This window comes from Acidithiobacillus sp. YTS05 (assembly GCF_024396695.1).
In the GTDB taxonomy this organism is placed as follows: domain Bacteria; phylum Pseudomonadota; class Gammaproteobacteria; order Acidithiobacillales; family Acidithiobacillaceae; genus Igneacidithiobacillus; species Igneacidithiobacillus copahuensis.
In genome coordinates this window covers 766369-785592 of sequence record NZ_CP094359.1, presented here as the reverse complement: position 1 = coordinate 785592, position 19224 = coordinate 766369, and the positions used below count along the sequence as shown (strand labels likewise).

At 59.0% G+C, this 19224-nt stretch carries 22 protein-coding genes; 7 read left to right on the top strand and 15 right to left on the bottom strand.

All coding sequences use genetic code 11. From position 1 onward, the window contains the following. Positions 1-42 precede the first annotated feature (42 nt). Positions 43-372, bottom strand: a complete 330-nt coding sequence (locus MQE22_RS03935; RefSeq protein ID WP_215871695.1) for a ribulose bisphosphate carboxylase small subunit — start codon at positions 370-372, stop codon at positions 43-45. A 39-nt stretch (positions 373-411) separates the two neighbouring features. Next, complete coding sequence (locus tag MQE22_RS03930) at positions 412-1830, bottom strand: form I ribulose bisphosphate carboxylase large subunit (RefSeq protein WP_215871694.1); 1419 nt, start codon at positions 1828-1830, stop codon at positions 412-414. Between the two features lie 128 nt (positions 1831-1958). Between MQE22_RS03930 and MQE22_RS03925 the strand changes: the two genes are divergently transcribed. Beyond that, positions 1959-2873, top strand: coding sequence for a LysR family transcriptional regulator (locus MQE22_RS03925; protein WP_215871693.1), 915 nt, complete (start codon positions 1959-1961; stop codon positions 2871-2873). Here MQE22_RS03925 and MQE22_RS03920 read toward each other — a convergent pair. From MQE22_RS03920 to MQE22_RS03905, 4 genes are read right to left on the bottom strand one after another with little or no spacing between them, the layout of a single operon-like run. Further along, complete coding sequence (locus tag MQE22_RS03920) at positions 2805-3500, bottom strand: HAD family hydrolase (RefSeq protein WP_215871692.1); 696 nt, start codon at positions 3498-3500, stop codon at positions 2805-2807. The two genes, MQE22_RS03925 and MQE22_RS03920, sit on opposite strands and share 69 nt — an antisense overlap. Next, on the bottom strand, positions 3497-4501 hold the full coding sequence (gene dusA, locus MQE22_RS03915) for a tRNA dihydrouridine(20/20a) synthase DusA (protein ID WP_215871691.1): 1005 nt from the start codon (positions 4499-4501) through the stop codon (positions 3497-3499). Before dusA ends, MQE22_RS03920 begins: the two co-directional genes overlap by 4 nt. Then, positions 4498-5160, bottom strand: coding sequence for a YidH family protein (locus MQE22_RS03910; protein WP_215871690.1), 663 nt, complete (start codon positions 5158-5160; stop codon positions 4498-4500). Before MQE22_RS03910 ends, dusA begins: the two co-directional genes overlap by 4 nt. A 55-nt stretch (positions 5161-5215) precedes the next feature. Beyond that, positions 5216-5818, bottom strand: a complete 603-nt coding sequence (locus MQE22_RS03905; protein ID WP_215871689.1) for a peroxiredoxin — start codon at positions 5816-5818, stop codon at positions 5216-5218. A gap of 130 nt (positions 5819-5948) precedes the next feature. Between MQE22_RS03905 and MQE22_RS03900 the strand changes: the two genes are divergently transcribed. From MQE22_RS03900 to MQE22_RS03875, 6 genes are all read left to right on the top strand, one after another. Continuing rightward, positions 5949-6311 (top strand): DsrE family protein, encoded by a 363-nt coding sequence (locus tag MQE22_RS03900; RefSeq protein ID WP_215871688.1) that lies wholly within the window; start codon positions 5949-5951, stop codon positions 6309-6311. Positions 6312-6434: 123 nt separating this feature from the next. Beyond that, complete coding sequence (locus MQE22_RS03895; protein ID WP_215871687.1) at positions 6435-7679, top strand: FAD-dependent monooxygenase; 1245 nt, start codon at positions 6435-6437, stop codon at positions 7677-7679. After that, positions 7669-8850, top strand: coding sequence for an FAD-dependent monooxygenase (locus tag MQE22_RS03890; RefSeq protein ID WP_215871686.1), 1182 nt, complete (start codon positions 7669-7671; stop codon positions 8848-8850). Before MQE22_RS03895 ends, MQE22_RS03890 begins: the two co-directional genes overlap by 11 nt. 10 nt (positions 8851-8860) lie before the next feature. Next, a complete protein-coding gene (locus MQE22_RS03885; RefSeq protein WP_215871685.1) occupies positions 8861-9109 on the top strand; it encodes an accessory factor UbiK family protein in 249 nt (82 codons plus the stop codon). A gap of 5 nt (positions 9110-9114) precedes the next feature. Further along, entirely contained in the window at positions 9115-10626 is a 1512-nt protein-coding gene (locus tag MQE22_RS03880; RefSeq protein ID WP_215871684.1) for a YifB family Mg chelatase-like AAA ATPase, read from the top strand. 14 nt (positions 10627-10640) lie between these two features. Continuing rightward, positions 10641-11294, top strand: a complete 654-nt coding sequence (locus MQE22_RS03875; protein ID WP_215871683.1) for a YidH family protein — start codon at positions 10641-10643, stop codon at positions 11292-11294. Here MQE22_RS03875 and pssA read toward each other — a convergent pair. The 9 genes from pssA to tadA form a co-directional block, all read right to left on the bottom strand. Beyond that, complete coding sequence (gene pssA, locus MQE22_RS03870) at positions 11291-12034, bottom strand: CDP-diacylglycerol--serine O-phosphatidyltransferase (protein WP_215871682.1); 744 nt, start codon at positions 12032-12034, stop codon at positions 11291-11293. The two genes, MQE22_RS03875 and pssA, sit on opposite strands and share 4 nt — an antisense overlap. After that, on the bottom strand, positions 12027-12695 hold the full coding sequence (locus MQE22_RS03865) for a phosphatidylserine decarboxylase (protein WP_215871681.1): 669 nt from the start codon (positions 12693-12695) through the stop codon (positions 12027-12029). The genes pssA and MQE22_RS03865 overlap by 8 nt, the downstream gene beginning before the upstream one ends. 98 nt (positions 12696-12793) lie before the next feature. Continuing rightward, entirely contained in the window at positions 12794-13810 is a 1017-nt protein-coding gene (ilvC, locus tag MQE22_RS03860; RefSeq protein WP_215871680.1) for a ketol-acid reductoisomerase, read from the bottom strand. Between the two features lie 24 nt (positions 13811-13834). Then, entirely contained in the window at positions 13835-14323 is a 489-nt protein-coding gene (ilvN, locus tag MQE22_RS03855) for an acetolactate synthase small subunit (protein WP_215871679.1), read from the bottom strand. Positions 14324-14326: 3 nt separating this feature from the next. Further along, positions 14327-16066: a biosynthetic-type acetolactate synthase large subunit gene (gene ilvB / locus MQE22_RS03850; protein WP_215871678.1), complete on the bottom strand. Its 1740-nt coding sequence runs from the start codon at positions 16064-16066 to the stop codon at positions 14327-14329. 98 nt (positions 16067-16164) lie between these two features. Further along, on the bottom strand, positions 16165-17703 hold the full coding sequence (locus MQE22_RS03845; RefSeq protein WP_215871732.1) for an endonuclease MutS2: 1539 nt from the start codon (positions 17701-17703) through the stop codon (positions 16165-16167). Continuing rightward, positions 17703-18143, bottom strand: coding sequence for a hypothetical protein (locus tag MQE22_RS03840; RefSeq protein ID WP_215871677.1), 441 nt, complete (start codon positions 18141-18143; stop codon positions 17703-17705). The genes MQE22_RS03845 and MQE22_RS03840 overlap by 1 nt, the downstream gene beginning before the upstream one ends. Then, positions 18140-18574 carry a secondary thiamine-phosphate synthase enzyme YjbQ gene (locus tag MQE22_RS03835; RefSeq protein WP_226826955.1) on the bottom strand — a complete coding sequence of 145 codons (435 nt, stop codon included), beginning with the start codon at positions 18572-18574 and terminating at the stop codon, positions 18140-18142. The genes MQE22_RS03840 and MQE22_RS03835 overlap by 4 nt, the downstream gene beginning before the upstream one ends. Beyond that, positions 18571-19035 (bottom strand): tRNA adenosine(34) deaminase TadA, encoded by a 465-nt coding sequence (gene tadA / locus MQE22_RS03830; protein ID WP_255790134.1) that lies wholly within the window; start codon positions 19033-19035, stop codon positions 18571-18573. Before tadA ends, MQE22_RS03835 begins: the two co-directional genes overlap by 4 nt. Between the last annotated feature and the right edge of the window lie 189 nt (positions 19036-19224).

Here is a 19224-nt window from a genome sequence, read left to right as displayed (position 1 = left end):
CGACATGCTTGCCAGGTGCCAATGATCGATCTATTCGGCTTACTAACCGCGATACACTACGAAGGCCAGACCCTGACTCTGGGTATAGTTATCGTAGCCGATCAAACGAACGAGATGCTTGGGGTACTCGCGGCGGCAAGCCTCGAGCTCGGCAAGAACGGTATCAACGTTCCGCTCACCGAACATGGGCAGCTTCCACATGTACCAATAGTGGTTGAAGGAACGCTCCGGCTCCACGTGCTCCACCGCCGGATTCCAGCCCTGAGCGATGATGTACTGCACCTGCGCGCGGATCTGTTCCGCCGACATTGGGGGGAGATACGAGAAGGTCTCGTAGCGCCGTACCTGCTTGTAATCTTGAACTTCAGCCATGATGGACTCCTTCCTGAAGCGAATGCATTAGCCAGAAAATCAACGGTTCTGTACGTCGAGCTTGTCGACGGTATCGAACTCGAATTTGATTTCCTTCCAGGTCTCCAAAGCGATCTTCAGCTCCGGCGAGTGACGGGCGGCGTTGGTCAGGATTTCCTTACCTTCGCGCTCCAGCTCGACACCGCGATTGCGCGCCTCGACACAGGCTTCCAACGCTACCCGGTTGGCGGCTGCGCCCGCGGCATTACCCCAGGGGTGACCCAAGGTTCCACCACCGAACTGCAACACCGAGTCATCACCGAAGATGTTGACCAAGGCGGGCATATGCCAAACGTGAATACCGCCAGAGGCCACTGCAAAAGCGCCAGGCATCGCGCCCCAATCCTGGTCAAAGAAGATACCGCGGCTGCGGTCTTCGGGAACATAGGATTCGCGCAAGAGGTCAATCCAGCCAAGGGTAGAGGCACGGTCGCCTTCCAGCTTACCGACCACGGTACCGGTGTGCAGGTGATCACCACCCGACAGACGCAGAGCCTTGGTCAAGACCCGGAAATGGATACCATGATGCGGGTTACGGTCGATCACGGCGTGCATGGCGCGATGGATGTGCAGCAGCACACCATTCTTCCGACACCAACGGGCCAGACCCGTGTTGGCGCAGAAGCCGCCGGTCAGGAAGTCGTGCATGATGATCGGCATGCCCAGCTCTTTGGCAAACTCGGCACGCTCGTACATCTCTTCCGGTGAAGGGGCGGTAACGTTCAGATAGTGGCCCTTGCGTTCACCCGTCTGCGCTTCGGCGTTGTGGATGGCATCGGCAACGAAGAGGAAGCGGTCACGCCAGCGCATGAAGGGCTGGGAGTTGACGTTTTCATCATCCTTGGTGAAGTCGAGACCGCCGCGCAGGGCTTCGTACACCGCACGGCCATAGTTCTTGGCCGACAGACCCAGCTTGGGCTTGATGGTACAACCGAGCATCGGACGACCATACTTGTCGAGTTTGTCGCGCTCTACCTGAATACCGTGGGAGGGACCGTTGCAGGTCATCACGTAAGCCAGAGGGAAACGGACATCTTCCAGACGCAGGGAGCGCACGGCCTTGAAGCCGAACACGTTACCTACCAAGGAAGTGAATACATTGACGACCGAACCTTCCTCGAAGAGATCGATGGGGTAGGCAATGAAGGCGTAGAATGCCGTGTCATCGCCAGGTACGTCTTCGATCCGATAGGCACGACCCTTGTAGTAGTCCATATCGGTCAGCAAGTCGGTCCACACCGTGGTCCAGGTGCCGGTAGAAGATTCCGCCGCCACCGCAGCAGCCGCCTCTTCCCGATCCACGCCCGCCTGCGGCACGATCTTGAAGCACGCCAACAAATCCGAGTCCAACGGCACGTAGTCAGGAGCCCAGTACGTCTGGCGGTACTCCTTCACGCCGGCTTCATATTTACCAGCCATAGATCCCTCCTAAAGAATGTTCCAATCCAATTTGACCTGCAGATAGCCTTCCAGCCGCGAATGTACAGAAGCATTACCGTAAGGTAAAGTAAAATATAATTAACGTTACCATATGGAGAAGTAAAACCTTGTCCGTTCGTCAGGTCACTCTACACCAACTGCGTATTTTTACGGTACTGGCTCGGCATCTTAGCATGAGCAAGGCAGCTGCGGAATTGCACCAGACGCCCTCGGCATTATCATTACAGATCAAACAATTATCAGAAAACCTCGGGGTTTCCCTCTATGAGCAGGTCGGAAAAAAACTGTTTCTGACCAGCGCCGGCGAGATTGTCGCCGCGGCCAGCGACGAGTTGCAGCGGCATCTGGAATCCCTACTCGATGAGCTGGCAGCGGAGCAACAACTCGAACGCGGGAGACTGCGGCTATGTATCACTTCCACCGCGGAATACTTTGCCCCTCGCCTGCTCGGTGCGTTCTGTGCAGCGCACCCAGGAATCGAGGCGCATCTGGAAATCGTCAATCGCAACAGTATCCTCGAGCGCCTGCGCGAGAACCTCGATGACGTCTACATCATGGGCCAGGTGCCCGAAGAGATCGACGGGATTGCGCAACCCTTTCTGGATAATCCCATCGTCGTCATCGCCGCGGCCGCGCATCCACTGGCGGCAGAGAGAGCGATTCCCCTGGCGCGCCTGGGAAAGGAGCCCTTCATCCTGCGCGAAGCCGGGTCAGGGACACGGCTCACGGCGGAGAATTACCTTGCGGAGCAGGGTATCAAGCTCAAAGCCCGCATGACCCTGAGCAGCAACGAAGCAGTCAAACAACTCGTTGCTGGCGGCCTCGGCCTCGGCATCCTGGCACGCCACACCATCAGCTCCGAACTCGCCTCGGGAGCCCTGTGCATCCTCGACGTCGACGGCTTTCCCATTCTGCGCAAGTGGCACGCAGTGCAACGCAAGGGCAAGAATCCCTCAGCGGTTACCCAGAGTTTTCTCGAGTTTTTGCTGCACAGTGGGCGCAACGACCGTGATAGCGACTGATTCGGCCGGCAAGGCGAGAAGGTCGCTTCCCCAATGGTTGGCGCGACAAATACACACCGGGTTTTCTGCCATGGCCAGCATCTCGCGATCGCCGCGACTGTTGCCGTAGGCGTAGGCCAGTTTGTTGACACCCAATTCTTCCCGCAAACGTCGGGCCTTTTCCGGTCCCCAACAGTTGGCGCCCTGCAAACGACCGGTAAAACGCCCGGATTCGTCCGTGGCCAGACGAGTAGCGATGACCGCATCAAATCCGACCTGCTCTGCCCAGGGGCGGGCGTAGAGTTCCAACGTTGCCGTCACCAGCACCAGACGCTGCCCCAGATCGCGGTGCTGGGCCAGACGATCCCATACGGAATCGCGCAGAAGCCGGGGCAGCACGCGATCTATGAATTCCACCGTTCCCTGCTCGAGTTCTTGGGGATGCCGACCCGTAAGGCTGCGTTGCAGTACCCACTCCTTGGTCTCACCATTGCTGCGCCAGCCCAACGCGTAGGCTCCAAGCATCGGCAACGAGCGCAGCAGGAGGCGGAGGGCGCGGCCCTCACCCAACACCGTGCGGTAGAAGGAGACGATGGTCTCGCCGCGGGTAAGCGTGCCATCCAGATCAAAGGCGACCCAGTCGGTCATCCGAGCTCCAGCACTGCATCCTGTTGCCAGCTCTGCAAGGCAAGCAGCATCCGGCGTAGCGCCACCGCAGCGGACTCAGACGGCCGCGCCGAACCGAGCAGGCGCCGCCAGGCCTTGGCCCCCGGAAGACCAGCATAAAGACCATGTAAATGACGCAGCAGACGTGGCGCCGGCAGGCGCTCGCCCCAAGCATCTACATAAGGTAAGAGCCCTTTCAGTATCGCTCGCGGATGCGGCAGATCCTGACGACGCCCCAGGGCCTGTTCGATCTGGGCAAGCAGCAGGGGCGAGTGATATGCCGCGCGCCCCAACATGACGCCATCGACACTGGGCCAGAGGGCGAGGACCTGCTCTGCATCGCGCAACCCACCATTGAGTTCGATGCGAAAGTCCGGAAAGTCCTGCTTTAATCGTTGCACCCAATTCCAGCGCAGGGGCGGTATCTCGCGATTTTCCGCAGGATTGAGACCCTTCAACCAGGCATTACGCGCATGGACGATAAAATGTTTGCAGTGCCCCTGACCAATGCTGCGCACGAAATCGGCGAGGCCCTCATATTCCTCCTCTCGGTCCAGGCCGAGGCGGTGCTTGACGCTCACCGGCAGACCACTGCTCGCCATGGCATCGAGGAGCTCCCGAACGAGGAGCGGATCGCGCATCAGGCAGGCGCCAAAACGTCCTTTCTGAACGCGTGCTGAGGGACAGCCGACATTGAGATTGAGCCCGGCATAGCCATAGTCATCGCGCGCGATGCGGGCGGCACGTGCCATGGCCTCGGGGTCATCGCCCCCCAACTGTAAGATCAAAGGAGATTCTTGCCGATCAAAATCCAGGTAGCGGGCCGGATCCTTGCCGCGCAGGATGGCAGGGGTAGTAACCATCTCGGTAAAGAGCACGCAGCTGGGGCAGACCTGTCGCAGAAAAAAGCGACAATGGCGGTCCGTCCAATCCATCATGGGGGCGACGGACAATGTACCAAAAGGAAGTTGGACGGCGGTCATTGCCGCGCCCCACCGAGAAGCCAGAGTAAGCGCAGCATACCCACACCGACCAGAAATAGGAGCAATAGGAACACGCGATAACGCCAAACATGCGTGGCACATTCACCCTGTCGAATGTCGTACAAGGTGGCAAAAAGCCCCCATGAACCCAGAGACAGCAACACTACGGCAAAACCGATAAAGAGGGTGTTGGTCCCGGTCAAGCGATGGAGCAAAGGAATCGGTTGGTGCAAGAGCAGAGAAAATTTACGTAAAAAGAAATCAAATTTTGCCAGAACGAAGGCGAGCGCGAGACTACTCAGGGCGGTGCGGGTCCAGGACAGGAATGTCCTTTCGGCCGAGAAATGGACCCGGGGATCCAACATCTCCTTCGCACTCACGCTTGGCCCCAGCGATAACGAACGCAGATCGCGCCAGAAAATAGGGATGATCAAAAAGATCCCGGCAACGGATGGAATTGTCAGCAAATGATAAAGATCGAGAAAAAAAGGGCGGAGACGCTGGTCATGAAAAAATACCAAGGCCATGGCTGCCTTGCGTGCCAGGAGTCCAGCACCAAAGGCTACGATAATGAATTTGAGCAGCGCCAGATAACTGCGCTCCATACTGAGATAGAGACGTGGCTCGCGAACGGCAAGCAACTTTTTCCGGAGCAGCATGGCGCAATCCCACCGATCCCATTACATCGGGATCGGTATTCTCCATTCGTTGGGGTCAGAGATCCTTGGCGTGTTCCGCCAGATAACTGGCAACCCCGGCAGAATCCGCCTTCATTCCGGATTTGCCTTTCTCCCACTGCGCGGGGCAGACCTCGCCGTGCTCTTCAAAGAACTGTAGCGCATCGACCATACGAATCATTTCGTCGATATTGCGGCCCAAGGGCAGGTCATTAACAACTTGATGACGCACCAGGCCGTCCCGGTCGATCAAAAACGACCCACGCAGCGCGACCGATTCGTCGAAGAGCACGTCGTAATCGCGGGCGATCTGCTTGGTCAGGTCAGCAACCATGGGCAACTGAATGTTGCCGATACCGCCCTTGTTCTCGGGGGTATTTTTCCATGCCAGGTGGGTGAAATGGGAGTCGATGCTGCAGGAGATGACCTCGGTCTTGCGCGCATGGAACTCCGAAAGACGATGATTGAAGGCGATGATCTCGGAGGGGCAGACGAAGGTGAAGTCAAGCGGATAGAAAAACAGTACCGCATACTTGCCCTTGATATACTGCGACAAATGGAATTTTTCATTGATACTGTTGTCCGGCATCACCGCGGGAGCGACAAAATCCGGGGCTTTCTTACCAACGAGTACGGCCATGACATACCTCCTGATCCGGTTGAAATTGCGCTTCTAAGCATAGCTCAGACACCTGCGACTGTCTCTACTTCATCAGAATCTGGAATTGTACTAAACTGCTATCCTCTTACTGATGACGGAGCAAACACCCATGGCACATTTTTTTGTCAACATCACCCACGCCGGCAATGACCTCGACCGCGCCACCGTTGGTCTGGTACTCGCCAAGAACGCCCTCACGGAAGGACACGAAGTCACCCTTTTCCTATCGCTGGATGGTGTTCATCTTGCGCGCTCGGACAACTATCTGCATGGCATGCAGGAACCGACCTTTCCCCCGCTGCTAGAATTGCGCGACTTTCTGGTGCAAAACGGTGCCAAATTCTGGATTTGCGCTGGCTGCTACAAGAAGCGTGGTCTGGAAGAGGCGCACTTCATTCCGGAAGCGACGATGGCCGGTGCCGCACAGGCCATCCAGACCATGGCTTCTGGTGTCGTACCAGTCTACTACTGATCGGTAACCGTGCCGCATCGGGGTGGGGAGGCCCTTCCTTGCGGCATCGACGCCACTTCTCAGCGCTCGCGCCCTTCCGCATGGTGCTTGCCGCCCCAGACGCGAAGCCCTAGAGTATAGGCCATGGATTGCGACCTGCTCATCCTGGGCGATGGACCCATTGCCCACAGTCTCGTGCTGGCCCTCCAGGGGTCGGGGCTTCACATTCGTGTCATCGATACCACTCCCCCTTCAGCGCTTACTAACAATCGTGCTGGCCAGGATGCGTCCGCGCCGGAGCGCAGTGTCGCCCTCGCTCTCGCCTCCATACGTATGCTGCAGGGCTTCGGGATAGTGATTTCAGATGCCGTCAGTGGACGGATTCAGCAAGTACAGATTTCCCAAGCCCGCAGTCCGAACCGAGTGACCCTATCCAGCGAGTTGCTGCAGGCGCAGGAAGGCGTTCTCGGCCGACTTGTCCCGCTCACTACTCTGCAGGAGGCGCTGGTCGCGCAGTTGCCCGCAGATTCCGACAACTTCCAGCGCCTGTGCTGGGGACCGGTAGCGGATTTTTCCTGGCTTCCCGACCGCGTGACTCTGGCTTGGGCCGACGGCAACAGGCTGTCTGCGCGACTATTGGTGCTGGCCGATGGCGGCCATGGCAAACTGCAACCGTTGCTCGGTCTGCAACGCCGCGGCTGGGATCACAACCGCTATGCCTGCACCGCCCGCGTTGGACCGCTCTCCGGCCCCACCGGTACGGCGTACGAGCATTTCCTTGAAAGTGGTCCTCTCGCCTTCCTGCCGCGCGCGGACGGGATCTTTTCTCTGGTCTGGAGCCTGTTGCCGAGCGCCGCGAGCCGCCTGATGAATAGCAGCGACGCAGTATTTTTACAGGAACTCCATCGGCACCTGCCGCCCGGTCTTTCCGGCTTCTCTCAGGTGGCCGGGCGCGCCCTCTACCCACTGCACTTTCAGCAACTCTCTGCCCCAACAAGCAGTCGAATCCTGCCTTTGGGTAACGCCGCCCAGACCCTGCATCCGCTGGCCGGACAGGGCTACAATCTGGGCCTACGGGATGCCGTAACGCTGGCGGCGCTGTTGCGCGAGGCCGCAACACAGGGAGCCGATCCGGGTTCCGAGACTTTGCTGCGAGATTTTCAGCGCATTCGCCGGCGGGATCGCGCAGAAACGATCGCCTTCACGGAAGGGATGAACCAGCTCTTCGCCCTGCCCCCCCTGCCCTGGCGACTGGGACGCGAGATTGCACTGTCGGCCCTGGAACACAACCGATGGCTGAAAAAACGCCTGGCGGCACGTCTGGCCGGAGTCGAACTGCCTGCCGCCAGCAGCATTCCCGCCCTGGAGGTAACCCGTTTTGGCCGATGATTTCGATGTCCTGATCTCCGGCGCTGGCATGGTCGGTGGCGCCCTGGGTCTGGCTCTGCAACGCCAAGGTTTACGAACCGCCATAGCCGAGCGCCGTACCGCGCCGCAAGCCGAGACCACAGATCCCCTGCAGCGCTGCAGCCTCATCAATGCGGGGGCAACTGCCTTCCTGGCGCAACAGGAAATCGATATCGCTGCCCTCGGCACAGCGGTGCGGGGAATGCGCGTCTGGGATGGCGAACATGCTGGCAGTATCCAGCTCGACGCCACAGACGTCGGCGCGACGGTTCTTGGCTATATCTGCGAGAACCAAACACTGGAACATGCTCTGCGCACTGCATTCTGCCGTGCCGGCGGTAGCCTGTTGTACGACTGCCAGTGGCAGATGGCGTATAGCGATGCCGAAGGAATCGAGCTGGAGGATCAGGAGGGCACCGGCTATCGCGGGCGTCTGCTGGCGATTGCCGAGGGGCGGCAGTCCAGATTGCGGCAACAGATCTTTCAGTCCAGCATCTATCGCGCGGACTATCAGCAGGAAGCGATCGTTGCCACGGTGCAGATCGAGCGACCGCATGGCGGCATCGCCTATCAACGTTTTTTGCCAAGCGGGCCACTCGCCCTCCTCCCCTTTGCCGACAACGCCCAGGGTCAGGCCCAGGCCAGCCTGGTCTGGAGTGCGCGCAACCTTAGCGCGCGACAGCTCTTTGCTATGGACGACGCAGAATTCCTGCGTCGCTTGCAAGATGCCTTTGGACCACAGCTCGGAAGGCTCCTCGGCATCGGCAAACGGGGGAAATTCCCGTTGAGCGCCCTGCATGTCAATCGCTACGTGCAGGATCGCGTCGTCTTGCTCGGTGACAGCGCGCATGGTGTCCATCCCTTGGCAGGGCTTGGCGTGAATCTCGGCTTTCGCGATGTCGCCGCGCTCGCTCAGGTTATTGGCGACAAAATCGAGAAACGCGAGGATTTCGGTCGCCGCGAAGCCCTGGCGTTATATCAACGGCAGCGGCGCCCCGACAATCTGCTGACGGTCTTTGCCTGCGGTGGCCTGAATCATCTATTCTCAAATCGCAGTGGCGCCTTGGCGCGGCTGCGTGATCTGGGGCTCTGGGGTACCAGTATGACGCCTCCTCTCAAACGTTTTTTCATCCGCCAAGCCATGGGTCTGTAAGGAGAACACGATGCAACACCGAATTGCCGACGATATTGCCGCCGCCATCGGCGACGCGGTGGCCCGCTTCGGGTCAGTCAAGGAAGACCTAGATAAGCAGCTGAAGACCATCATCAGCAACGCCCTAGATCGTCTCGATCTGGTGACCCGCGAGGAATTCGAGATCCAGCAAGAGCTGAATACCCGCCTCGCGGCACGGGTCGCGGCCCTTGAGGCCCGTCTCGATAAAATGGCGGGGGCAGAACAGAGCGAAGACTGACCTCCATGGCCTTGGCGCTGGTGCGCAGCCGCGCGCCTATGGGCATCCAGGCCGCGGAGGTCATGGTCGAATGCGACCTGGGGCCGGGCTTGCCCACCTTTGCCATCGTTGGCCTGCCGGAAGCGGCGGTGCGCGAATCCCGCGATCGGGTACGCGCCGCCATCCAGAACAGCGGCCTGGACTTTCCGGCGCGGCGCATCATTGTCAACCTTGCACCCGCCGATCTGCCCAAAGAAGGCGGACGATTCGACCTGCCCATCGCCCTCGGCATTCTTCGTGCGAGTGGGCAGTTGCCCCAGTCTGCCCTGGAAGATCTCGAATGCATCGGGGAACTTGCATTGGACGGCAGCCTGCGCAAGGTCCCCGGAATCCTTGCCTGTGCCCTCGCTGCACAGGAGGCCGGTCATCACCTAGCCCTCCCCTGGGATACCGTAAGTGAGGCAAGCCTGGCAGGGAAGTGCTGGCTTCTGCCAGCGCAGAGCCTGGCACAACTAGTGGCGATTTTACGCGGTGAGCAAGCGATTCCCGACGTGCCGCCGCCTGCGCTCGCATCTGATCGGCCGATCGATGGCGGAGATCTTGCGGACGTTCGTGGTCAGGAGCAGGCCAAACGGGCTCTGATCATTGCCGCCACGGGCGGGCACCATCTGTTGTTTTCCGGTCCACCCGGCACCGGCAAAAGCATGCTGGCCGCCCGCCTACCCAGCCTGCTTTCACCTTTGCGCGACGAGGAAGCACTGGAAGTCGCGTCCATTCACAGTTTGCATGGGCTCTTCGATCCGGCCACCTGGCGACGCCGCCCCTATCGCAGCCCACACCACAGCGTGTCCGCGGCGGCCCTCGTGGGTGGCGGTTCGCAGCCGCGTCCCGGCGAGATCAGCCTCGCCCATCGTGGCGTCTTGTTTTTGGACGAGTTACCAGAATTCAGCCGCTCCGTTCTCGAAGTACTGCGGGAACCTCTGGAAACCGGGGAAATCCACATCGCCCGTGCGCGGCAGCGCGCGCGCTTTCCCGCCCGCTTCCAGTTGATCGCAGCTATGAACCCCTGTCCCTGCGGCCACCTGGGCAATCCGTTGCAGGCCTGTCGCTGCAGCCCGGCACAAATCCAGCAATATCGCAGTCGCCTGTCGGGGCCTCTGCTGGACCGTATCGATCTGCAAGTGGAGGTGCCTGTGCTCGCGCCGGAATATCTGGAACAGGCGCCCCGCGGCGATAGCAGCGCGCTGTGGCGAGAACGCATCGGTCGCGCCGTCGAGCAGCAATGGCAACGCCAAGGTTGTCTCAACGCGCAGCTCCAAGGCGACGCCCTCGACCAGCACTGCGCCCTGGATGCGGATACCCGTGGCTTTCTGCGCCTGGCAGCAGAGCGCCTGCACTTTTCTGCGCGAGCTTATCATCGTATCCTGCGGGTCGCCCGCAGTATTGCCGATCTTGCGTTGGAAAGCGCCATACGCCAGGAGCATGTAGCGGAAGCGCTGCAGTATCGACGCCTCGCTCATACCCTGGCCAATCCATAGGATTCTTTGCCTTCATGATTTTGCTACGGCATCTACCTACCGCGCAGGAACCACGCCTGTATATGGCGTTGGAACGCACCTATCTGGGCTATTTCAAGCTGATTTTCTTTACCATTGGCACTGGCCTGCTCGCCTATCGTCTGGAAATTCTGTTTCTCGCCTTGGGAGAGAATCACTACGCGCGGCTGTTTCGCGAACTGCATCGTCTACTTATTTGGCCGCCCATGGGGCTCGTTTTTGTGGTCGGTTTCTGGTTTTTCGCCGACCTTCATCATATCGGAAAAGGAATTACCGTGTCGGAAAAAGAAATCATCGACCCGCGCATATATATGGCCGCAGAGCGCACTTTTCTCGCCTGGGTGCGTACGGGCATTGGTCTGATTGCCTTTGGTTTCGTGATCGAGAAATTCGATTTCTTCCTCGAACAGTTATCGGCAATGCTGCACACCAAACTCAGCGCCGGAGAAGGATTCTCCGGTATGGGAATCATTTTTATCGTCCTTGGTGTAAGCAATTTGGTGATCGGCGGCATCAATTTTGTGCGTACCGTCAAAAAAGTCGATCAAGGTCAATATCACATCCATAAATGGTTGTACGCTCTGTATGGACTGATTCTATTTACCGTGACCGCGGTACTTGCCTTTATGATCGTGCGGGTTTCCCCTTAGTGCGAATCGCGGCGGTGGCGGCGCCGCTGACTGAGCTGCCAGAGGGTGCTGAGTACGCCAATCAGTACATAAACCAGCGAAATAACGAACAACACCAAGGGCGGGTGCACGGCAATGGCGGCGAGAATCAGAACCACGCTGATCGCCAGGGCAAAGGGCATGCGCCCGTGCAAATCGATGTCTTTGAAACTCCGATAGCGGATATTGCTCACCATCAGCAAGCCCAGCAAATACACCAAAGCCAGGGCTAGATACCGGGCGATTTCCGTAAGCCAAGGATATCCTTCGCCCACCGCTACCCAGACCAGACTGGCCAGGACCGTTGCCGCTGTCGGAATGGGCAGGCCCTGAAAATAGCGCTTGGAAGCGCTATGCGCCTGACTATTGAATCGAGCCAAACGTAACGCACCACAGGCCGTAAACACAAAGGCGCCAAGCCAACCAAACTTGCCGAAATTTTGTAATCCCCAGAGGAGCGCCAACAGAGAGGGCGCAATACCGAAGGCAATCACATCGGCCAGAGAGTCGTACTCCGCACCAAAGGCGCTTTGCGTACCGGTCATGCGCGCTACGCGCCCGTCCAGCCCATCCAGGATCATCGCAATGAAAATGACAATCGCCGCTACCCGAAAATGCCCATGAATCGAGGCCACGATAGAATAAAATCCGGCAAACAGGCTAGCGGTGGTAAAGAGATTGGGGAGCAGATAGACCCCCCGACGCGGATAGCGTCTATTCATTATCCGCATGCTCCAGTTGCGCGATCCACTCCGCACCAGAGCGCACCCGTTGCCCCAGGAGGACCAATGCTTGCGCGTTGGGCGGCAGGTAGGTGTCCACCCGCGAGCCAAAACGAATGAAGCCAAAACGTTGGCCGGTGCGGACCGGCTCGTCTGGCCGCACGTAACAGAGGATGCGTCGTGCCACGAGCCCGGCTACCTGAACCACGGTCACGTCCTGCCCATTCTCCGTGCGCACCCACAGGGCATTACGCTCGTTCTCCAGGGAGGCCTTGTCCAGCGCCGCATTGAAAAATTTCCCCGGAAAATACCAACGTTGCTGGACGACTCCGCCGATGGGCAAGCGATTGACATGCACATCAAAGACATTCATGAAAATGCTGATCTTCAAGGCTTTCCGCTGCAGGTAGGGATCCTCCACCGTTTCGATGGCGATGACGCGACCGTCGGCCGGGCAAAGGATTCCACCCGCCAGTGCTGCGGGTAGTGCGCGAGCAGGATCCCGAAAGAACTGCACACTGAAGAGAAATAGGAGAAGAAAGGGAACAGCTACCCACCAGGGCGCAAAAACTCCCGTCAGGATGGTAAGCAGAAGGAACAAGCCAAGGAACGGCCAACCTTCGCGCGCCAGCAAAGTATAGGGATAGTTAGAATTCGACATGGCGCAAGCCTAGCAAGTCGCCAAGGCTTGGGGAAGCGCTCCTGCCAAGGAGACTGCCCCAGTCATAAGGCAGTCCCAGCAGGGAACAATGGAAGTGCTCAGTTACGGGACCGGTCGACGATGCGGTTTTGCCCGATCCAGGTCATCATCGAGCGTAACTTCTGTCCGACGACTTCCAGCGGATGCTCAGCAGCCAGACGGCGCTTGGCCTGCATGGTCGCCTTACCCGCCTGATTCTCGAGGATGAATTCGCGAGCGAATTCGCCATTCTGAATCTCGGTCAGGATGCGGCGCATTTCTTCCTTGGTACGCGCATCGACTACCCGCGGACCACGGGTCAGATCACCATATTCGGCGGTGTTGGAGATGGAGTAGCGCATATTGGCGATTCCGCCTTCGTACATCAGGTCGACGATCAACTTGAGCTCATGCAGACACTCAAAATACGCCATTTCCGGGGCGTAGCCCGCCTCGGTCAGGGTCTCGAAGCCGGCCTGTACCAGCGCACTGACACCACCACAGAGCACCGCCTGTTCGCCAAAAAGATCCGTCTCGGTTTCTTCACGGAAGGTAGTTTCGATCACGCCGGCGCGCGCGCCGCCAATTGCCTTGGCGTAGGACAGGGCGAGGTTTTGCGCATTGCCCGAGGCATCCTGGTGGATAGCGATGAGACAAGGCACCCCGCCGCCCTGGGTATAGGTAGAACGGACGAGATGCCCCGGACCCTTGGGGGCAATCAGAAAGCAGTCGAGATCGGCGCGCGGGTGGATCTGCCCAAAATGCACATTGAAGCCGTGGGCAAAGAGTAGCGCCGCGCCTTCCTTGATGTGCGGAGCGATTTCTTCCCGATAGAGCGCCGCCTGGCCCTCATCGGGAGTCAGAATCATGACCAGATCCGCATCCGCAACGGCCTTGCCCACGGTATTGACCGCCAATCCGGCATTCTTGGCCTTGTCCCAAGAAGCCGAGCCTTCGCGCAGGCCGACAACGACCTGAACCCCGGATTCCTTGAGATTAAGGGCATGGGCGTGACCCTGGGAGCCGTAGCCAATGATGGCGACCTTTTTCTTCTGGATGAGGGAGAGATCGGCGTCGTTATCGTAGTAAACTTTCATGAAATCCTCTAAGCACGTAAAAAATCAAATACTCTTTGCACCGCGGCTGATGGCACTGGCGCCGCTGCGTACCACTTCGATGACCATACCGGGATCGAGTGCGTGGAGAAAGGCGTCGAGCTTTTCACCAGTACCCGTCAACTCGATGGTATAACTTCGATCGGTCACATCGATGATGCGCCCCCGGAAGATATCGGCAAGACGTTTCACCTCTTCCCGATCCGACCCTACTGCATGCACCTTGATCAGCATCAGCTCGCGCTCGATGTGCGGTCCCTCACTCAGATCATGGACCCGGATGACCTCGACCAGCTTGTTCAGCTGCTTGAGCACCTGCTCCATGATCTCTTCCGAACCCTGGGTGAGGATGGTCATGCGCGAGACGCTGGCCTCGTGCGTAGGGGCAACGGTCATCGCCTCGATGTTATAGCCCCGCGCCGAGAATAGTCCTGCCACCCGCGACAAGGCGCCAGCTTCGTTTTCCAGCAGAACAGAAATGATATGTCGGTGCATGCGTTATACCAGAATCATGTCAGACAGCGCGGCTCCCGCCGGCACCATGGGATAGACATTCTCGGTGCGATCAACCAGAAAGTCCATGAAAACCATGCGGTCCTTGAGGCGCAGGGCCTCGCGAATCACGGGCTCGACGTCGGCGGGTTTTTCCGCACGCAGGCCAATGTGACCATAGGCCTCGGCCAATTTCACGAAATCCGGCAGCGCGTCCATATAACTGGAAGCATAACGCTCTTCGTAGAAAAACTCCTGCCACTGCCGCACCATGCCTAGATAGCCATTATTGAGGCAGGCCACCTTGATGGGAAGCTTGTACTGCTGACAGGTGGAAAGCTCCTGAATGTTCATCTGGATGCTGCCTTCCCCCGTCACACAAACGACCGTGCTCTGCGGCTCTGCCATCTGCGCACCCATTGCCGCCGGCAGGCCAAAGCCCATGGTGCCCAGGCCACCGCTGTTGATCCAGCGCCGCGGACGGTCAAAACCATAGAACTGTGCCGCCCACATCTGGTGCTGACCGACATCGGAGGTCACAATGGCATTGCCAGCAGTGAGTTCAAAGAGTTTTTGAACGACATACTGGGGCTTGATGATGGTATCCGTCTGGGTGTAGTGCAGGCAATCGCGCTGCCGCCACTCCTCAATTTGCGCCCACCAGCGCTCCAACGATCCGTCACCGATGCCCATTTCCTCCGCCAGCTCGTTCATCTCGCGCAACACCGAGCACAGATCGCCAACCACTGGCACATCGACCTTCACGTTCTTGGAGATAGACGCGGGATCAACATCGACATGAATGATCTTGGCATGCGGCGCGAAGTGACTGAGATTGCCGGTTACCCGGTCATCAAAACGGGCACCGAGAGCAACCAGGACGTCACAGTGTTGCACGGCCATATTCGCTTCGTAGGTGCCATGCATACCGAGCATGCCCAGAAACTGGCGATCAGAGGCCGGATAACCACCCAGCCCCATCAACGTATTGGTAATGGGTGCATCACAACGGCGCACCAGCTGCGTAAGCTCCGCAGCACTATCGGACAGGATGATTCCGCCACCCGTATAGAACAGCGGCCGCTCCGCATTGGCAATGAGCTGCAGAGCCTTGCGCAATTGCCCAGAGTGTCCCTTCACCGTCGGCTTGTAGGAGCGTAACTGCACCTTTTCCGGGTACTCGTAGCGGCAACGCTTGGCGGTGACATCCTTGGGGATGTCGATGAGTACCGGACCCGGTCGACCGGAAGCGGCCAGATAGAAAGCGGTCTTGATGGTCTGGGCAAGCTCGTTCACGTCGCGCACCAGAAAATTGTGCTTGGTACAGGGACGAGTGATCCCGACGGTATCCACTTCCTGAAAGGCATCGTTACCAATCAACGCCACGGGAACTTGCCCAGTGATAACAACCAAAGGAATGGAGTCCATGTACGCAGTCGCAATGCCAGTAACGGCATTGGTGGCACCCGGGCCACTGGTAACCAGGGCTACGCCAACCTTGCCGGTACTGCGCGAATAGGCGTCTGCCGCATGCACCGCCGCCTGCTCGTGACGGACCAGCACATGCTGAACGGCTTCCTGTTTATCCAACTCGTCGTAGATGTAGAGCACGGCGCCACCGGGATACCCAAATACCGTCTCCACGCCCTCATCCCGCAGGGCGCGCACAACAATTTCAGCGCCGGTAAGTTCTTCGGTTTCAGTGGAAGAACTCGTGCGTTCACGAGTCTGAGTAGGGGCAGACATGGTCAAGGCTCCTCATAAGATCAACATACTGCGCTCAACGCTATGCAGTTTTGACGACAGCGTCAAATAAAAATGCCTTGGCGAAACCGCGTGTTCCTCTATGCACCCTGATGCAGACGCGCAAGATAGCCGCGCGCTTCGCGCACCAATTCCACCGGCAGGCCGGACTTTTCGGCAATCAAGAGTCCGAGGGACTTTCCGGGAACGCCGATTTCGAGCTCGTAGGTAGGCTCGAGGCGCTCATGGTCGAAGCGCATGGAGGCATTTTGTAGGGCCGGATGCTCGGCGGCAAAGCTCTTGATGGGCGTCAGATGGGTCGTGACCATACCGCGCACGCCGCGCCGCGCCAGCTCGTCCAGTACTGCCATCGCCATCGCCGCACCCTCTTCGGGATCGGTGCCGGTGCCCAGTTCATCGAGCAGGATGAGGGTCGATGCGTCGGCTTCCGCCAAGAGTTTTTTCAGCATGTCGATATGACCCGAAAAGGTAGACAAAGCAAAGGCCATGCTCTGCGGATCACCCATGTCGACAAAAATCTTATGGAAATGCCCCACGACAGCGCGTCCGGAAACCGGCACATGCAAACCGCACCGCGCCATCACTGCGAGCAAGCCCACGGTCTTCAGCGAGACACTTTTGCCACCCGTGTTCGGGCCGGTCACCACCAGGATAGGATTTTCCGCGTCGATCCGAACCGAAAGAGGCTTGGGCTTGGGCCCACGATGATCCACGTGCGCCAGCCAGAGTTGCGGATGCACGGCACCCTCGAATTGCAAAATGGGCTCTTCCACCAGTTCGGCAGCCTGCGCCTGCAGATGCAGGGAGAGCTGCGCTCCGGCGATGGCTAGATCGAGCCAAGTCAGGGCGTCCACCAATTTCTGCAGCGCCGGCAGCAGCGCGCGCACCTCATCGGTCAGGGCCCGCAGCACACTCTGATTTTCCTGTTCGATCGTGCCGGAGATCTTTTCCAGGTGATTGTTGAGCGCCACCAGCTCCATTGGCTCGACCACGGTGCCGTGTCCTCCGGGCCCCGCTCCCCGGCGCACGCCACGGATCTCTTCCCGCGAGCCATCAGGCAAATGCACCGACAGGCGCTGTCCGGCCCAATGCGCCTTGCCTCCGCCACGCAGGTGCGGCTGAATCTGCCGCTGCACGGCCTCCCTCTCCTGCTTGAGTTCACTGTGCAGGCGGCGCAAGGTGTCGTTACCGTCTTCGCGAACGGAGCCATTGGGCAGCAGCATGGCATCGATGGCATCGATCAGGGAACCCGCCGCATCGAGGACCGCCGCCCCCAGCGGCAGCAGTGCCGGCCGCGCCTCGACAAAGGCACGCAGCTCCTGCCCGACCCGCAGAATCCGATGCAGGTTGCGGAACGCTTGGCCGGATAGCGCTGCGCCTGGTGTCGCCGCCTGCCGCAGGGCCGGACGCGGATCCGGCAGCTCGGGCAATACGGGGCCGGCGCCCGATTCCAGGCCGAAGCGTGCCGCCGTGATCGCCTCCTGCAACTGTCGGGCGGCTGCTACCGAAGGTGCTGGGCCCAGATTCCGCGCGGCATCGGCACCCATGGGCGTGGCAGAGAGTTTTTCGAGCAGTCGACGAATTCCCTCAAAATCCAGCAACTTCCAGTCCCCTTCCATCATGCACCTCGCTGTCTGTCAAATAATTCTCGCCACCAACGCAGTCGCCCCTCGGGAATGATTACCGGGCCAGGCAGCCGTTCGGGCGGCATACGAGACAGGACCCAACCTGGTGGTATCTGTTTGCCACTGCTGCCACACGAGGCGCCGAGATTGTTGGGATCATAGATCTTGAGCAAACTGGGATGCTCGCGGTCATCCACATAAACAATCCCAAGGTAGCGCTCGCGATGATCGTGGTGCAGCAGCACATCGATCTCCGTCAGCACCCGGCAGAAGGTCTCGGCGGACAAGGGAGCCTGCGGTAGCTCCTGTCCGACAAAGTAGACATACCAGTCGTCGCCTGCCTCTGCCTGCAAGGTAGCTATCAAGGCATCCCACTGGGCCCAGTCGCGAATCGCCCAGAGCATGCCACCATATACGCTTGCGAAATCCTTCATTCTTCTCCCTCCCCCAAAAAACTGACCATGATTCGTCGCTGCTGCGGGCACTCGCGATGTTCCAGGAGATAGGCACCTTGCCAGGTCCCCAGGAGCAGACAACCAGCCCGCACGGGGATCTGCAGACTCTGCGTTCCGAGCAGGGTGCGAATGTGCGCCGACATATCGTCTGGCCCTTCGTTGCGATGGCGATAGAGCGGATCATCATCCCGGACCCAACGCGCAAGGAAGTCGAGGATATCTGCTTGCACGTCGCTGTCCGCGTTTTCTTGCAGAGCAAGGCTCGCGGAGGTATGCGGCAAAAACAGAAGCAGCCAGCCATGACCCGCCCGAATCTTCCTCAACCAGGCTCGCAGCGGATCGGAAATCTCATAAAAACGCCGGCCCTGCGTAGGCAGAATCCATTCTTCATCCCATTGTTGCATCGTCATAGTCTAGTCCGCCGCATGCGAAAAAACTCCTTAAGCAAGAGCGATGCCTCTTCCGCCAGCACCCCACCCTCCCACTGCAGACGATGATTGCTCGGTGCTGACTCGGGGAGCCGCAGATGACTCTCGATCACTCCCGCCTTGGGGTCGGCTGCGCCATACACCACCCGCGCGAGGCGCGCGTGTAGGATAGCGCCAAAACACATAACGCAGGGTTCCAAGGTGACATATAGCGTACAGCCCCCCAAACGGTAGTTTCCGAGGCGCTGCGCGGCCTGACGCAATACCTGGACTTCCGCGTGCGCCGTCGGATCCCGACTCGCGATGGGAGCATTGTGCGCACTCACCAAATGCGTACCCGCAGCATCGACCAGTACTGCGCCGACCGGGACTTCGCCCAACGCTGCCCCTGCACGCGCCGCAGTCAGCGCCGCTTGCATCCACATCTGGTCTTTTTCTTGCACGGACTCCCACCGTTTGCCCACTGGATCGGGGTTACCAGTCTAGCGAGATTGTCCGGCAGCACCAAACGCCAAGCGGACAAGCCGCGAAGATTTTTCCGAGTATGCCTTGACAGACTGCGGAATGCTGCTAATTTTCCGGGCAAGTTGCAAAAAGTAGACGCTCGCTTGCTTGGGAACAGCATAGCGATT

Excerpts from the sequence above, each read along its gene's own strand:
- MQE22_RS03935 (WP_215871695.1), bottom strand. The coding sequence starts at position 372 with ATGGCTGAAGTTCAAGATTACAAGCAGGTACGGCGCTACGAGACCTTC.
- MQE22_RS03930 (WP_215871694.1), bottom strand. The coding sequence starts at position 1,830 with ATGGCTGGTAAATATGAAGCCGGCGTGAAGGAGTACCGCCAGACGTAC.
- MQE22_RS03920 (WP_215871692.1), bottom strand. The coding sequence starts at position 3,500 with ATGACCGACTGGGTCGCCTTTGATCTGGATGGCACGCTTACCCGCGGC.
- dusA (WP_215871691.1), bottom strand. The coding sequence starts at position 4,501 with ATGACCGCCGTCCAACTTCCTTTTGGTACATTGTCCGTCGCCCCCATG.
- MQE22_RS03910 (WP_215871690.1), bottom strand. The coding sequence starts at position 5,160 with ATGCTGCTCCGGAAAAAGTTGCTTGCCGTTCGCGAGCCACGTCTCTAT.
- MQE22_RS03905 (WP_215871689.1), bottom strand. The coding sequence starts at position 5,818 with ATGGCCGTACTCGTTGGTAAGAAAGCCCCGGATTTTGTCGCTCCCGCG.
- MQE22_RS03900 (WP_215871688.1), top strand. The coding sequence starts at position 5,949 with ATGGCACATTTTTTTGTCAACATCACCCACGCCGGCAATGACCTCGAC.
- MQE22_RS03895 (WP_215871687.1), top strand. The coding sequence starts at position 6,435 with ATGGATTGCGACCTGCTCATCCTGGGCGATGGACCCATTGCCCACAGT.
- MQE22_RS03885 (WP_215871685.1), top strand. The coding sequence starts at position 8,861 with ATGCAACACCGAATTGCCGACGATATTGCCGCCGCCATCGGCGACGCG.
- MQE22_RS03880 (WP_215871684.1), top strand. The coding sequence starts at position 9,115 with ATGGCCTTGGCGCTGGTGCGCAGCCGCGCGCCTATGGGCATCCAGGCC.
- MQE22_RS03875 (WP_215871683.1), top strand. The coding sequence starts at position 10,641 with ATGATTTTGCTACGGCATCTACCTACCGCGCAGGAACCACGCCTGTAT.
- pssA (WP_215871682.1), bottom strand. The coding sequence starts at position 12,034 with ATGAATAGACGCTATCCGCGTCGGGGGGTCTATCTGCTCCCCAATCTC.
- MQE22_RS03865 (WP_215871681.1), bottom strand. The coding sequence starts at position 12,695 with ATGTCGAATTCTAACTATCCCTATACTTTGCTGGCGCGCGAAGGTTGG.
- ilvC (WP_215871680.1), bottom strand. The coding sequence starts at position 13,810 with ATGAAAGTTTACTACGATAACGACGCCGATCTCTCCCTCATCCAGAAG.
- ilvN (WP_215871679.1), bottom strand. The coding sequence starts at position 14,323 with ATGCACCGACATATCATTTCTGTTCTGCTGGAAAACGAAGCTGGCGCC.
- ilvB (WP_215871678.1), bottom strand. The coding sequence starts at position 16,066 with ATGTCTGCCCCTACTCAGACTCGTGAACGCACGAGTTCTTCCACTGAA.
- MQE22_RS03845 (WP_215871732.1), bottom strand. The coding sequence starts at position 17,703 with ATGGAAGGGGACTGGAAGTTGCTGGATTTTGAGGGAATTCGTCGACTG.
- MQE22_RS03840 (WP_215871677.1), bottom strand. The coding sequence starts at position 18,143 with ATGAAGGATTTCGCAAGCGTATATGGTGGCATGCTCTGGGCGATTCGC.
- MQE22_RS03835 (WP_226826955.1), bottom strand. The coding sequence starts at position 18,574 with ATGACGATGCAACAATGGGATGAAGAATGGATTCTGCCTACGCAGGGC.